A 12,256-nucleotide genomic window follows, 5' to 3' on the forward strand; every position below is an offset into this window, starting at 1 on the left:
GGATGCAATTGCCTGCGGTCGCCCATTGTCGCGCAATCGCCCGCGCGCGCGCCCGAATTGGCCGAACGGACAGGGACGCACGCCCCCGTCCGCCCGCACAGCCCCGCCCGGCGCGGCTCCGGAAATCGCCGCGGCGGCCGTGTTAACATGCGCGTCCTGCCCGTGCGTCCGCATGCCCGACCCGGCACCCCGCGCGCGGCATCCTCCCGGCGTCCCGCCGTCAACCGCAACACCATCCGCAACCATGTCCGCAGGCCTCAATCCCGCTCAGAACGAAGCGGTGCGCTATCTCGACGGTCCCTGCCTCGTGCTCGCCGGCGCGGGCAGCGGCAAGACCCGCGTCATCACGCAGAAGATCGCGCACCTGATCGAAGCCAAGGGCTTCGAGCCGCGCCACATCGCCGCCGTCACGTTCACCAACAAGGCGGCCGCCGAAATGCGCGAGCGCGTGTCGAAGCTGCTCGAGGGCAAGACGCTCACGACGCCCGGCAAGGAAGGCCGCAAGGTGCCGGTGAACCAGCTCACCGTCTGCACGTTCCACTCGCTCGGCGTGCAGATCCTGCGCCAGGAGGCCGAGCACGTCGGCCTGAAGCCGCAGTTCTCGATCATGGATTCGGACGACTGCTTCGGGATGATCCAGGAGCAGATCGGCACGACCGACAAGGGCCTGATCCGCAAGATCCAGACCACCATCTCCCTGTGGAAGAACGGCCTCATCATGCCCGAGGAGGCGATGACGATCGCCGCCAACGAGGACGAGCACCAGGCCGCGCTCGTCTACCGCAACTACGTCGCGACGCTGCATGCGTACCAGGCGGTCGATTTCGACGACCTGATCCGCCTGCCCGCCGAGCTGTTCGCGCGCAACGAGCAGGTGCGCGACCGCTGGCAGAACAAGCTGCGCTACCTGCTGATCGACGAGTACCAGGACACCAACGCGTGCCAGTACGAGCTGCTGAAGCTGCTCGCGGGCCCGCGCGCGGCGTTCACCGCGGTGGGCGACGACGACCAGGCGATCTACGGCTGGCGCGGCGCGACGCTCGAGAATCTCGCGCAGCTCGGCAAGGATTTCCCGAAGCTGCACGTGATCAAGCTCGAGCAGAACTACCGTTCGACGGTGCGGATCCTGACCGCCGCGAACAACGTGATCGCGAACAACCCGAAGCTGTTCGAGAAGAAGCTGTGGTCCGAGCACGGGATGGGCGATTCGATCACCGTCACGCCGTGCAACGACGAGGAGCACGAGGCCGAATCGGTGGTGTTCCGGCTGTCCGCGCACAAGTTCGAGCGGCGCGCGCAGTTCCGCGACTACGCGATCCTGTATCGCGGCAACTTCCAGGCGCGGATCTTCGAGCAGGTGCTGCGGCGCGAGCGGATCCCTTACGTGCTGTCAGGCGGCCAGTCGTTCTTCGACAAGGCCGAGATCAAGGACCTGTGCGCGTACCTGCGCCTGATCGCGAACGCCGACGACGATCCCGCGTTCATCCGCGCGATTACGACGCCGCGCCGCGGCATCGGCAACACGACGCTGGAAGCGCTCGGCTCGTTCGCGGGGCAGGCGAAGGTGTCGCTGTTCGAGGCGGTGTACATGGGCGGCATCGAGGCGCGGCTGTCCGCGCGCCAGGTCGAGCCGCTGCGGATGTTCTGCGACTTCATCCAGCGCCTGACCGAGCGCGCGGACAAGGACCCCGCGACTGTCGTGCTCGACGACATGATGGAGGCGATCCACTACGAGGCCTACCTGTACGACGCGTTCGACGAACGGCAGGCGCAGTCGAAGTGGCAGAACGTGCTCGAATTCCTCGAATGGCTGAAGCGCAAGGGCACCAAGCCCGAGGCGGCGGAGGCCGTCGACGGCGAGGCGGAAGGCTTCCACAACGCCGACGGGCTTGCCGATACCGGCAAGAACCTGCTCGGCCTGATCCAGACCGTCGCGCTGATGTCGATGCTCGAAGGCAAGGAGGAGGACCCGGATGCGGTGCGGCTGTCGACCGTGCATGCGTCGAAGGGGCTCGAGTATCCGCACGTGTTCCTGGTCGGCGTCGAGGAGGGCATCATGCCGCACCGCGGCGGCAGCGAGGACGACGGCCCGATCGACAGCGAGCGGATCGAGGAGGAGCGCCGGCTGATGTACGTCGCGATCACGCGCGCGCAGCGCAGCCTGCACCTGAACTGGTGCAAGAAGCGCAAGCGGGCGCGCGAGACGGTCGTCTGCGAGCCGTCGCGCTTCATCCCGGAGATGGGCCTCGACGAAGCGCCGCCGCCCACGCCGGAGGAAGCGCCGATGACGCCGAAGGACCGGCTCGCGAGCCTGAAGGCGCTGCTGCAGAAGTGACGCTGCCGGCCTGAAAAAACGAACCCCCGCGGTGCTCGCGCAGCGCGGGGGTTTTTCGTCGGGCCGGCCCGAGCGTTACTTCGCCGCGTTGACCATGTAGTCGACGGCGGCCTTCACGTCGGCGTCCGACGCATTCGACCCGCCCTTCGGCGGCATCGCGCCCTTGCCGTGCAGCGCGTAGTTGTAGACCGTGTCCATCGATTCCTTCAGCCGCGGCGCCCAGTCTTCCTTGCTGCCGAACTTCGGCGCGTTCAGCACGCCGGCCGCGTGGCACGCCTGGCAGACCTGCGTGTACAGCGCCTTGCCGGCGGACGCGGCGTCGGCGCTGGTCGGCGCGGCAGCCGGCGCTTCGCCCGCCTTCGGGATCGCGGCCATCGCGGCCTGCGCGGCGGCGATCTGGGCGCTTGCGGCCTCGGTGGCGCCCGGCGCGGGCGCGGCGCTCGCCGCCGCCGTCGCGTTGGCGGCCGGCGCGGCGGGCTCGGGGAAGTTCGCGCCGTCGTTGTTCGCCATGTACACGATCGCGCGGGCGATCTCGTAGTCGCTGTAGTCGTCCGGGCTCGTGCCGCCGCGCGGCGGCATCGCGCCCTTGCCGGCCAGCGCGGTCTTCAGCAGCGTGTCGAAGCCCTGCGAGATGCGCGGCGCCCAGTCGTCCTTGCTGCCGAACTTCGGCGCGCCCGCGGCGCCCGTGCCGTGGCAGGTCACGCACACGGCCTTGTAGACTTCCTCGCCCGTCTTGTAGGTGCGCGGCGCGTTGGCGTCCTTCACGTCGACCTGCGCGAGCGGCGCGATGCGCTTGGCCACCTGTTCGTCGGACAGCGCGTCGGTGCCCGCGCCGGAACGGAACGCATAGTTCGCGTAGGTGGCGAACAGGATGATGACGACGATTGGAATCGCGAACGACGCGATGATGAGGCCGATCAGCTGCCGGGGCGTCTGGATGGGAGATTTGTGGGGTGCTTCGCTCATGCGTGCCTCGTCTCCGTGAATAGGAATTGTGAGCGGTGCAACGACAAAATGGCTGTGCAAAGAAGCACGACGATTATAGACGGAACGTTTACATCACGGCGAGCGGCGCGGCGGCGCGTGTTTACCCGCACGATCGCCGCCAGGCGGGCGATTCGCCGGCATGGTGGACGCGTCATGGGAAACCGGGTATCCTTGTCGTCTTGCCATCCGTGGTCGGCCGGTTTTCCGGGGTCGCTCCACTGTCACACACGCGCCCGTAGCTCAATGGATAGAGTACTGCCCTCCGAAGGCAGGGGTTGCTGGTTCGATCCCAGCCGGGCGCGCCAATCGCAGTAAGGCTTTCAGCGGTATCCCTCCCTCGTCGGACAGACTCCTTGCAGCTAGATTGCAGCTAGCATCGGCACCGGCTCGGCTGTCAGCGGCGTAACCCACTGCGCCAGGTGGTCGGCCGACAGGTGCGCGTAGCGCTGCACCATCTCCATCGTTTCCCATCCGCCCAGCTCCTTGAGCACCTGGAGCGGCGTGCCGCGCTGCACGTGCCAGCTCGCCCACGTGTGCCGCAGGTCGTGCCAGCGGAAGTCGTGGATGCCCGCGCGCGCCAGCGCCTTCTTCCACGCGGCCGTCGTGGTCTGACAGACCGGCTTGCCCTGGTAGACGAACACGCTGCCGGCGCACTCGGGCGCACGCTTCATCGCGAGCTGGCGGCGCAGCACGGCGAGCGCCGTGTCCGACAGCGGCACCGTGATCGCCTTCTTCGCCTTCGCCTGGTCCGGGTGAATCCACGCGACGCGCCGCGCGAGGTCGACCTGCGACCACTGGAGCCCGGTCACGTTCGAGCGGCGCAGGCCGGTCTCGAGGCTGAAGCGCGCCATGTCGGCCAGATGCGCGGGCAGCTCGGCGAGCAGCCGCTCGCTTTGCGCCGGCGTCAGCCAGCGGATCCGCTTCGACACGACCTTTGCGCGCTTCGTGACCGGCGCGCGATCCAGCCATTCCCACTCGACGGCCGCGTTCAGCACGGCCTTCAGCACGCCGAGCACGCGGCGCACCGTGGCGTCGCTGACGCGCCGGCCGGTCTCCACGACACCGTGCCGGGTGCGCACGACGCACGGCTCCCGCCGTTTCGCGAGCGCGATCGCGTCGATGCGGTTGCGGTCGATGTCGGCCAGCGCGACGCCGGCGAGGTGCCGGTCGAGCCAGCGCAGATGCGTCTTCGACGTTTCGAGGCTCGGCAGCCCCTCGCGGTCGACGACGTAGCGGACGACCGCGTCGTTCCACATGTAGCGCGGCTTCGTGCCGAGCCGCGCCTGGTTCCACAGGTCCACCTTCAGCCGGTCGTGGAATTCCTGGGCCTGCGCTTTGTCGCGGGTGCCAGTGCTTCCCTGTATCGGCGTTCCGCCGCCAGGGGGGTACAGCTTGTATTGCCAGTTCGGGCTGGTTTTGCGTTTGTAGAGCGACATTCGTTCACTTCCTCCTGCGGTTTGCCCTGCGCCGCCCGCGGGAGCCATTCTCCGGCGAGGTAGCGCTGCAGGGCAGCGATCGAGAACATCCAGCGCTTGCCGACCTTGCGGCCCGGCAGCGCGCCGGCCTTGGCCTTCAGGCGCACCGTTTCAGGGTGTGCGCCGAGCAGGGCCGCCGCGCCGAACAGGTCGACGGTCGCCGCTTCGGTGTGCCGCGCGTCAGGGGGACAGGCAGCGCAACTCGTGGAATGGTGGCTTGCACGGGAAATGTTCATAACGCATTGATTTTCATGGATTTTGTTTGCCATCAGTTGCCATCATTCAGGCGTGGCGGCCCTGAAAGACTCATGGCGCGAAAAACGGGCAGCGCGTGCGACCGATGGCGACACGCGCGCGACTCGTGGCGCGCGATGCGGGCCGGTTCTCACCGCTTCCCGGTTGTCTTTCTTCTTCTTTTTCAATGAGTTGAAGAGAGAGAAGAAAAGGGCGGGCGCGGCCGGCGCGAAGCCCGGACTCGTGGCAAAAACGGCCCGACACATGGCGGATCCGGCACGACGCGCGGCGGCAGTTCGCTCAAGAATCAAGGACTTGCAAGCGGACACCCGCGAAATCCACGGCTCGCGTGCGCTGCCTGCCGGTTCCCTGCGGCGTTCCCCGCCCGCCGGCCGGTTCAGCTGATCGCGATTCACGCGCGGCCCCCCTGCATCGCGTCGGACGCGAGGTCTTCGCGCACGGACACATGCAGGCCGAACGCGGCCAGGCGCTCGAGCGAAACCGGCGTCAGGTACGGCACGCGGCGCATGTAGATGCGGCGCTCGACCTCCTTCTCGCCGACCACGACGCCGGCGTGCTTGAGCTGCGCCTTGAACACGCGGTCGGACTTCACCGGCAGGCCGTTCCACTTGTCGCGCAGCGCGCTCGTGTGCGCGAGGTGATCCATCACGTGCCCGGTGCGCAGCAGCAGGCAGAACTCGCCGTCGACGGTGTCGAACGTGTACGGATGCTTGTAGTTGCCGCCGTCGATCTCCGACAGCACGGTTTCCATGATCCAGACCCACGGCTCGCGATCGGCGCTCGTTTCGGCGACGTGGCCGTTCATCTCGGCGACCAGGTCGCGCGGGAAGTCGCCTTCGCTCGGGTCCATGCCGGCGAACTCGCACAGGTAGCGCCACGCTAGCGCGACGGCCGCGTAGTTGCCGGCCATGCGCCGCGCGCCGTCGTCCTCGCCGCTCGCGCGGCAACTGGCCAGCGCCTTGTCGCGCAGCGTCGCGTACTGCTCGAGCGCGGTGCGCTTGTCCAGGCCGGCGAGGAATTCGAGCCATTGCCGGACCGGAAAGCGCGGCAGGTCGTCGGGCAGGAGCGGCCCGCGCTTGCCGGTCAGCGTCGTGCGCACCAGTTTGCCGAGCAGGCTGCGCACCGGCACGTCCTCGCCGGCCAGCATCACGGGCGCGCACAGCAGGTATTCGGTCATGTCGGTGCCGCGCCGCGTCACCGTGTACTGGTAGTTTTCCTGCAACAGACCGACCGCCTTGTCGATCACGTCCTGCCGGCGCGCGGACAGTTCTTCCCAGCCGACCGGATGGCTCGTGTGGCTGATGCTCGTGAGGAGGCGGAATTCGGTCTGCAGCGATTGCCCGGAGAACATCGTGAACGCGAGCGAGCGTTCGAGCCGCTTGATCAGCGTCGACTTGCCCGCGCCCTTGTTCGCCTGGATCGTGAGGTGCGGCCAGAAGCCGAGCAGCGCCTTCAGGTGGCCGCCGAGCGCCCACACGAGCGGGATCGTCGCGGCGTTCTGCTTGAACGTCGTCTGGTACGCGGCGATCACGCGGCGCGCGTCGCCGACGAGGCCGCTCGGGAACGTCAGGTTATGGTACGGGCACTGCTTGTCCGCCTCGGTGAAGTAGCAGTCCGGGCCTTCGTTGACGATCAGCCGGCCGTCGCGCCACGCGAGCCCGACGAAGTTCGCGGCCTGGCGCGCGCCGAGATCCGCGCCGCGCTCGAGGATGTTGACCATCCGCTTGAACGGCGCCGGCGCCCAAATCGGGCCGAACTTGCCCCACTGGTCGACGTTGTGCAGCTGGTCGTCGAGCATCACCCGGCGGATCAGCTGAGCGCCGTGGCGCGGCGCCTGCACCGACACGGCGAAGTAGACGGTCGGCGCCTGGTCGGCGTCGCCTGTCATCGTCGACGTCGCGCTCGCGACCGACACGCGGCTGATGCCGGCGATGCGAAAGCCGCACAGGTCCGTCATCACGGGCGTCTCGACGCCTGCTTCCTCGTTGCGGTCCATCTTCGTGATGTAGCTGGTGAAGTCCGGCCGCACGCGAAAGCGCCAGTACTGCGCGAAGTCGTGCGGCGGCAGGAAGATGCGCGGCCGGCCGCGGCGCGGCGCGTCGCCGGGCAGGCCGGCGACCAGCCACGGCTCGACCTGCTCGAGCGCGCGCGCCAGCTCGGCCGGGCCGCGCAGCTGCAGGTAGTCGTTCACGTCGTTGATCGGCTGCTGCGCCGTCTCGCCGTCTGCAAGGTCCGCGAGCCAGCCGGCCTGGTCGACCAGCACCGCGCTGACGTTCAGCGCGGTGAGCCGCTCGTGGAGCGCACATGCGGCTTCCGGGCCGGGGCGGTGGCCGGCGCGCGGGTGGCCGTCCGCGAACGGCTCGTCGTTGTCGAGGCAGATCACGACGTGCTTGCCGCGCAGGAACGCGAAATCGATGCGCTCGACGTTCGCGAGGCCGCGCAGCGCGAGCGCCGCGGTGCCGGGCAGCGCGCAGGTGTCGACCGACAGCGCGTTGATCGCGCTTTCGACGATGATCACGCGCTTCGCGTTGGCGAGCCGGCGCGCGTCGGCGGTCCAGCCGTAGCCGGCCTTGTCGCCCTGGGTCTGCGTCTTGACGCCGCCGTTGAGCGCGGGGTCGACGTAGCGCATGTCGACCGCGACGACGCGTGCGTCGCCCGGCGCGCGCACCACGAACGCGGCGGCCGGGCCGCCGTGGCCGACGTCGCCGGCGGCGACCTTCGGGCTCGTCCACGTGTTGAAGCCGAGCGTGCGCGCGGCGATCGCCGTGTCGAGCGCCGCGGCGGCAATGCCGCGGCCGCCGAGGTATTCACGCAGGCGGCCGCGCTCGGCGACGCAGCGATCGGCGATGTACTCGACGGTCGACTTCTCGCGGCGCTCCGCCGGCGCCGGGCGCTCGGGCGGGAAGCCGTAGACGTCGTGGAGGTAGCGCACGGCGTCGGCGACGGTGCCGCCGCGCGCATGGATCACGAGGTCGATGCACGAGCCGCCGGCGTCGGCGCTGTGGTCGCGCCAGCCGGTGCCGTGCTTCGGGTGGTTCACGTAGATCGACAGGGACGGGCTCCGGTCCCCGTGCTGCGGCGAGTGGTAGAGCGCGCGGTCGCCGCCGCGGCCGCGCTTCAGGCCGAGGCGGCCGGCGAGGTCGTGCAGGTCGATGTGCCGTTTCAGTTGATCGATCGAAGCCATCGTTTATTGCTGCTGGTCAGGTTGCTGCCGGGGGCGTTGCGCCGGATTGCCGGTCGTGGCGGGCGACGCGACGAGCGCGTGCAGCGCGGCGGCGGAGTGCGGGAAGCCGAGCGCCAGACGATCGCCGAGGGCCGCGACGAAGCAGGCGAGCGCGTGCTGCCGCGCGGCGCTGTCCGGCGGGTTGTCGAAGCTCGGCACGTCGGCGGCCGCCGCGATCGCGACCCGGAGCACGGCGTCGTGCGGCGCGGGTTCGAGGGCGTGGTTCATGCGCGCGCCTCCCCGGCGAACGCGCCGGCGGGGTGCGCCGCGCGGCGGAAAATCGCGTGACCGGCAGGGCGCCGGGCGGCGCTGCAAGGCAGGGTCGGGATCATCATGTGTCCTTTTCGACGGCAAAAAGAAGCCCCTCGCGCCGTTCAGGCGCGATGCGAGGGGCCAGGCAGGGGGCGGGAGTTAGGGCGTCAGACGGGCAGTTCGAGCTGCGCCGCGAGGCGCTCGCGCACGTGCGGCGAGAGCGGCAGCTGCAGCGACAGGTTCGGGATCGCGGACGGCGACAGCGTGCGCGCGAATTCCATGTTCACGACATACGTGTGGCCGCACTCCGGGTTCGTGCACTGGAAGGTGATTTCGCGGAAGGTCAGCGACATTTCGCGGCTGCTGCGCGCGGTGGCGCGCGTGCGGCAATGCGGGCAGCGGTTCAGGATTCGCATTTCGTCTTGCTCCGGGCGGCCTGCGCGATGCAACGTTGGCCGATTGGCGAGTGGGTGGGCGCGCACGCGTGGTCCAGAATCGACACGTCGCGGGCGGGATCGAAGGACATGAAGGCGCGTCGATTCAATGGCGCGCGGTGCGCGAGCGGGGCGCGGCGATTGCGCGAAGATGGCTCGCGCCGATGCGGATCAGCTCGCGCGCCATGCTGGAAATCGAGCGGTTGCGCTGTGCGGCGAGCTGCTCGAGCTCGCCGCGTTCGGTCGGCGTCAGCCCGACGTAGACGGGCTTGTCCGACATCGTGCCGCGCGGCGAACGGCGTGGGCCTTTGGAGGTGGTCATGGTCGGTATACTTTGTTGAGATAGTCTTGCGTTACGGTGGGGCTAGTCTAATGAGCAAAAAACGACGCGTCAATTGTTAATGGGTAATTTATGACACAAATCGGGAGTCGCTTGCGAGACGAGCGCTTGCGGATCGGACTCAGCCAGGATGAGTTTGCGACCGTGGGTGGCGTCGCGAGACGCTCGCAGTCCGCGTACGAGTCGGACGAACGCTCTCCCGACGCGGCCTATCTGCTGGCCGTTCGCGGGATCGGCGTCGACATCGGCTATGTGCTGACCGGGGAACGGCTCGCCGCCGATGGCGCGGCGGCCGAGCAGGGCGAGCGCGACGCCGACGAGGCGGAAGTGCTCGCGATGTACCGGCAGCTCAACGAAGCCGGCAAGGCGTCGCTGCATGCGTTCCTCGCCAGCTGCATCAACACGGGCGCGATGCTGCAGACGGCGACGCCGCGGCGCGCGAAGCGCCTGCCGGAGAACCGCCGCGCGGCGCTCGATCAGCGCACGGCCGAAAACGTCGATCGCGCGATGGCCGAGCTCGAGCGGCTGAAGGCCGAGCGCGCGGCGAAGGAACCGAAGAAGTAGGGCGCGGCGCGCCGGCGTCGGGTGAATCAGGGCCCTGCACCGGCGGACGCGCGCCGGTCTGTTTGCATCCGGCCGCCGCATGAGGCGGCCCGGAGGGCGGCGGCGTTCCCGCTTCGCCGTGGTCCCGTCATTCCGCCATCCGGCGAAATCCCGGCTTTTGTTTCGTTGAAGATCCTGCCGCCCGCGACTCGGGCGCATGCGCCCGAGCCCGGCCATGCGCCGGGCCGTGGCGTTCGGACATTCCGCAAAAGCATCGGATAAAATCCGAACAATCACTGTATATCCATACAGTATTGGTTTAGCATTCTGAAAGCCGGTGAGGCTGGTGACGGTGGGAATTCCGAGGCTACCCCCGTCGCGTCAGGCGGCCCCGCCGGTTGATGACTGTGTTTGTGGAGACCGGAAGAATGAAAAGTAACAGTGAGCACAACACCGGCACGATTGGCGCGTCGCTGCCGGCTGATCATCACGCGGACACCCGCGGGTCGTCGATGTTCACCCCGCGAATCCGTACGGACCTGACCGACGATGAGCGGGCTGACGCGCACGCGGCGATCGACACCGCGATGCAGTCGGTCGGCCAGGTGCTCGAGGCCGCGCTGCAGGCGATGGCGAACCTGCGCGATGCGCGCGCGACGTTGACGCAATATGGCGACGGGCGGGACGCGCGCCTGAATCTCGGCGGGCAGCCGACCTCCCGCTGAGCCGCGCTCATGCCTGACGCCATCGCGACCGGTCGCGCGATGGCATGCCGAATCGCCACGCAGGCCGGTTCTCCGTCCGGCCGCTCCTTCCTTTCCTTCCTCGCGATCCGAGCCGCGCCTCCGGCGCCGCGCTAGTGCTTGCCGGTCGTCGCGCCAGCCTGCTTCTTCTTCGAATCCTTGCGCACCTCGAGCTCGAGCTCCGTCGTGAAGCCTTCGCCGCCGAGCTTGTGCGTCGCCTTCTTCACGAGCCACGGCGTGTCGTCGATTTCGGGCTTGAAGCCCGACACGGTGACGGGCATCTCGGGAAACAGCTCGGGCCGGCCGAGCGCCAGCGTGTAGAGCATCGTCGCCTGCTGGCGCTGGATGCGCGCGTATTCGGCCTGCGCCGCCGCGCGCGCTTCCGCTTCGGTCGCATAGTCCTGCGGCAGCACCTTCGTGTTCTTGCCCTTCTCGTCGCCGACCACCACCGACTTGCGCTGCGCCCGGCCGTTCGAATGGTAGTGCGCGCGCACGGCCGCGTAGCTGTCGCGCTGCTCGATCTTGTAGTGATGCTGGTCGCCGCTCGCGCGCGTGAGCGGCAGCACGTCGAGCGGCTTGCCGCTCGCCGTCTTGCCGCCGCCGATCGGCAGGAACAGCAGATGGCGGGTCTTCACCGTCATCACGGCGTCGTAGCGCTTCGCGAGGCGCGTCAGGAACGACATGTCGGATTCGTGCGTCTGGTCGATGTGGTCGATCAGGATCTGCGCGAGCGTCGCGTCGACGGCCGGCTTCAGCCCGTGGCGCGCGGCGATGGCCCGCACGATCGCGCCGATCGTCTGCCGGTGCCAGCTCTTTTCCCGGCGCTCGTGCATGCGGTTCGTCATCGACGCCGAGCGCGCCTTGATCGTGATGATGTCCGGCGCGCCGCTGTGCTCGACGTGGTCGACGGTGAACGTGCCCTTGTCGACGAGCGGCTCGCCGACCCAGCCGATCGACACCGCGATGCTCGCGCCGCGCAGCGGAATCGCGAACGTGTTCTGCGTGTCGTCGATCACTAGGTCGAGCACGTCGGCCTCGTCCGCGCGCGATTCCACCAGCTGCAGGCTGACGAGATTCGGCGCGATCAGCCGCGACAGGTCGCGGCCGTCGAGCGTGATCCGGTAGTCGGCCTGCGGTTGCGTGCGTCCCGTGCGGGTCGGCCGTTCGCCCGGCTTGCAATCGAACGTGCTCATGGCTTGGCCGCTCCGTCGTCTTCGTTCGCCGGCGCACCGTCGTCTTCCGGCGGTGGCGCTGCGGCCAGCACGCCGTCGTCGACGCGCTTGAGCACCAGCGTGAAGTCGATCTTGCGCGGCACGCCGTCCTTCGTGTGATACGTGCCCGTCACGCTCAGGTTGTCGATGACGTACGCGCCGTAGACGTAGCCGTTGCCGTCGACGAGCACGTACGCGTCGCCGATGTCGCCCATTCGCGCGAGCGTCTCGATCGACGCGATCTCGCCGATGCCGTTCTCGGGCGCGACCGTGCCGCTGAGGGTGATCGTGTCGTCGCCGGCGCCGGTGAACTGGCTCGCGTCGCGCACGCCGATGCGCGCGGTGGCGCGGTGCTTCCAGTTGCGCTGGCGCTGGAGCTCCCGGTAAGGCGTGGTCGCCAGGCTGAAAACGAACTGGTCGAGCGACATCATCATGGCGGGTTTCCTTTCGTTGAAGCG

13 protein-coding genes and 1 tRNA gene are annotated in these 12,256 nt (G+C 68.8%); 4 read left to right on the top strand and 10 right to left on the bottom strand.

Annotated features, from left to right (window positions below; genetic code table 11):
• Window positions 1–244 precede the first annotated feature (244 nt).
• Entirely contained in the window at window positions 245–2,335 is a 2,091-nt protein-coding gene (locus B7P44_RS00775; RefSeq protein WP_084899593.1) for a UvrD-helicase domain-containing protein, read from the top strand.
• A 75-nt stretch (window positions 2,336–2,410) separates the two neighbouring features.
• On the opposite strand, the gene B7P44_RS00780 is transcribed toward B7P44_RS00775, so the two are convergent.
• Window positions 2,411–3,301, bottom strand: coding sequence for a c-type cytochrome (locus B7P44_RS00780; RefSeq protein WP_084899595.1), 891 nt, complete (start codon window positions 3,299–3,301; stop codon window positions 2,411–2,413).
• Window positions 3,302–3,551: 250 nt separating this feature from the next.
• Here B7P44_RS00780 and B7P44_RS00785 point away from each other — a divergent pair.
• Window positions 3,552–3,627, top strand: a tRNA-Arg gene (locus B7P44_RS00785).
• A gap of 54 nt (window positions 3,628–3,681) precedes the next feature.
• Here the strand turns inward: B7P44_RS00785 and B7P44_RS00790 are convergent.
• The 7 genes from B7P44_RS00790 to B7P44_RS00820 form a co-directional block, all read right to left on the bottom strand.
• The gene (locus B7P44_RS00790) at window positions 3,682–4,713 is read right to left on the bottom strand and encodes a tyrosine-type recombinase/integrase (protein ID WP_265341373.1); all 1,032 of its coding nucleotides are present in this window, start codon (window positions 4,711–4,713) and stop codon (window positions 3,682–3,684) included.
• Window positions 4,626–5,066: a helix-turn-helix domain-containing protein gene (locus tag B7P44_RS37410; RefSeq protein ID WP_084899602.1), complete on the bottom strand. Its 441-nt coding sequence runs from the start codon at window positions 5,064–5,066 to the stop codon at window positions 4,626–4,628. Before B7P44_RS37410 ends, B7P44_RS00790 begins: the two co-directional genes overlap by 88 nt.
• A gap of 9 nt (window positions 5,067–5,075) precedes the next feature.
• Window positions 5,076–5,447 carry a hypothetical protein gene (locus B7P44_RS00800; protein ID WP_084899604.1) on the bottom strand — a complete coding sequence of 124 codons (372 nt, stop codon included), beginning with the start codon at window positions 5,445–5,447 and terminating at the stop codon, window positions 5,076–5,078.
• Window positions 5,444–8,236 carry a toprim domain-containing protein gene (locus B7P44_RS00805; protein ID WP_084899607.1) on the bottom strand — a complete coding sequence of 931 codons (2,793 nt, stop codon included), beginning with the start codon at window positions 8,234–8,236 and terminating at the stop codon, window positions 5,444–5,446. The genes B7P44_RS00800 and B7P44_RS00805 overlap by 4 nt, the downstream gene beginning before the upstream one ends.
• Before the next feature lie 3 nt (window positions 8,237–8,239).
• Window positions 8,240–8,503 carry a hypothetical protein gene (locus B7P44_RS00810; protein WP_084899609.1) on the bottom strand — a complete coding sequence of 88 codons (264 nt, stop codon included), beginning with the start codon at window positions 8,501–8,503 and terminating at the stop codon, window positions 8,240–8,242.
• Window positions 8,504–8,694: 191 nt separating this feature from the next.
• Window positions 8,695–8,943 carry an Ogr/Delta-like zinc finger protein gene (locus B7P44_RS00815; protein WP_010095912.1) on the bottom strand — a complete coding sequence of 83 codons (249 nt, stop codon included), beginning with the start codon at window positions 8,941–8,943 and terminating at the stop codon, window positions 8,695–8,697.
• 124 nt (window positions 8,944–9,067) lie between these two features.
• Entirely contained in the window at window positions 9,068–9,283 is a 216-nt protein-coding gene (locus tag B7P44_RS00820) for a hypothetical protein (RefSeq protein ID WP_084899612.1), read from the bottom strand.
• A gap of 126 nt (window positions 9,284–9,409) precedes the next feature.
• On the opposite strand from B7P44_RS00820, the gene B7P44_RS00825 reads away from it, so the two are divergent.
• Together B7P44_RS00825 and B7P44_RS00830 are read left to right on the top strand one after the other, a co-directional pair.
• Window positions 9,410–9,865, top strand: a complete 456-nt coding sequence (locus B7P44_RS00825) for a helix-turn-helix domain-containing protein (RefSeq protein ID WP_133117985.1) — start codon at window positions 9,410–9,412, stop codon at window positions 9,863–9,865.
• 407 nt (window positions 9,866–10,272) lie between these two features.
• Entirely contained in the window at window positions 10,273–10,569 is a 297-nt protein-coding gene (locus tag B7P44_RS00830) for a hypothetical protein (RefSeq protein ID WP_084899613.1), read from the top strand.
• A 131-nt stretch (window positions 10,570–10,700) separates the two neighbouring features.
• Here B7P44_RS00830 and B7P44_RS00835 read toward each other — a convergent pair whose 3' ends face one another.
• Window positions 10,701–11,780, bottom strand: coding sequence for a phage late control D family protein (locus B7P44_RS00835; protein ID WP_084899617.1), 1,080 nt, complete (start codon window positions 11,778–11,780; stop codon window positions 10,701–10,703).
• Complete coding sequence (locus tag B7P44_RS00840; RefSeq protein ID WP_084899619.1) at window positions 11,777–12,232, bottom strand: phage tail protein; 456 nt, start codon at window positions 12,230–12,232, stop codon at window positions 11,777–11,779. The genes B7P44_RS00835 and B7P44_RS00840 overlap by 4 nt, the downstream gene beginning before the upstream one ends.
• Between the last annotated feature and the right edge of the window lie 24 nt (window positions 12,233–12,256).

Source organism: Burkholderia ubonensis subsp. mesacidophila, assembly GCF_002097715.1.
GTDB lineage: Bacteria > Pseudomonadota > Gammaproteobacteria > Burkholderiales > Burkholderiaceae > Burkholderia > Burkholderia mesacidophila.

Bases quoted from the DNA above. Each gene is read 5' to 3' on its own strand.
- B7P44_RS00775 (WP_084899593.1), top strand. From the start codon at position 245: ATGTCCGCAGGCCTCAATCCCGCTCAGAACGAAGCGGTGCGCTATCTC.
- B7P44_RS00780 (WP_084899595.1), bottom strand. From the start codon at position 3,301: ATGAGCGAAGCACCCCACAAATCTCCCATCCAGACGCCCCGGCAGCTG.
- B7P44_RS37410 (WP_084899602.1), bottom strand. From the start codon at position 5,066: ATGGCAAACAAAATCCATGAAAATCAATGCGTTATGAACATTTCCCGT.
- B7P44_RS00805 (WP_084899607.1), bottom strand. From the start codon at position 8,236: ATGGCTTCGATCGATCAACTGAAACGGCACATCGACCTGCACGACCTC.
- B7P44_RS00810 (WP_084899609.1), bottom strand. From the start codon at position 8,503: ATGAACCACGCCCTCGAACCCGCGCCGCACGACGCCGTGCTCCGGGTC.
- B7P44_RS00815 (WP_010095912.1), bottom strand. From the start codon at position 8,943: ATGCGAATCCTGAACCGCTGCCCGCATTGCCGCACGCGCGCCACCGCG.
- B7P44_RS00820 (WP_084899612.1), bottom strand. From the start codon at position 9,283: ATGACCACCTCCAAAGGCCCACGCCGTTCGCCGCGCGGCACGATGTCG.
- B7P44_RS00830 (WP_084899613.1), top strand. From the start codon at position 10,273: ATGAAAAGTAACAGTGAGCACAACACCGGCACGATTGGCGCGTCGCTG.
- B7P44_RS00835 (WP_084899617.1), bottom strand. From the start codon at position 11,780: ATGAGCACGTTCGATTGCAAGCCGGGCGAACGGCCGACCCGCACGGGA.
- B7P44_RS00840 (WP_084899619.1), bottom strand. From the start codon at position 12,232: ATGATGATGTCGCTCGACCAGTTCGTTTTCAGCCTGGCGACCACGCCT.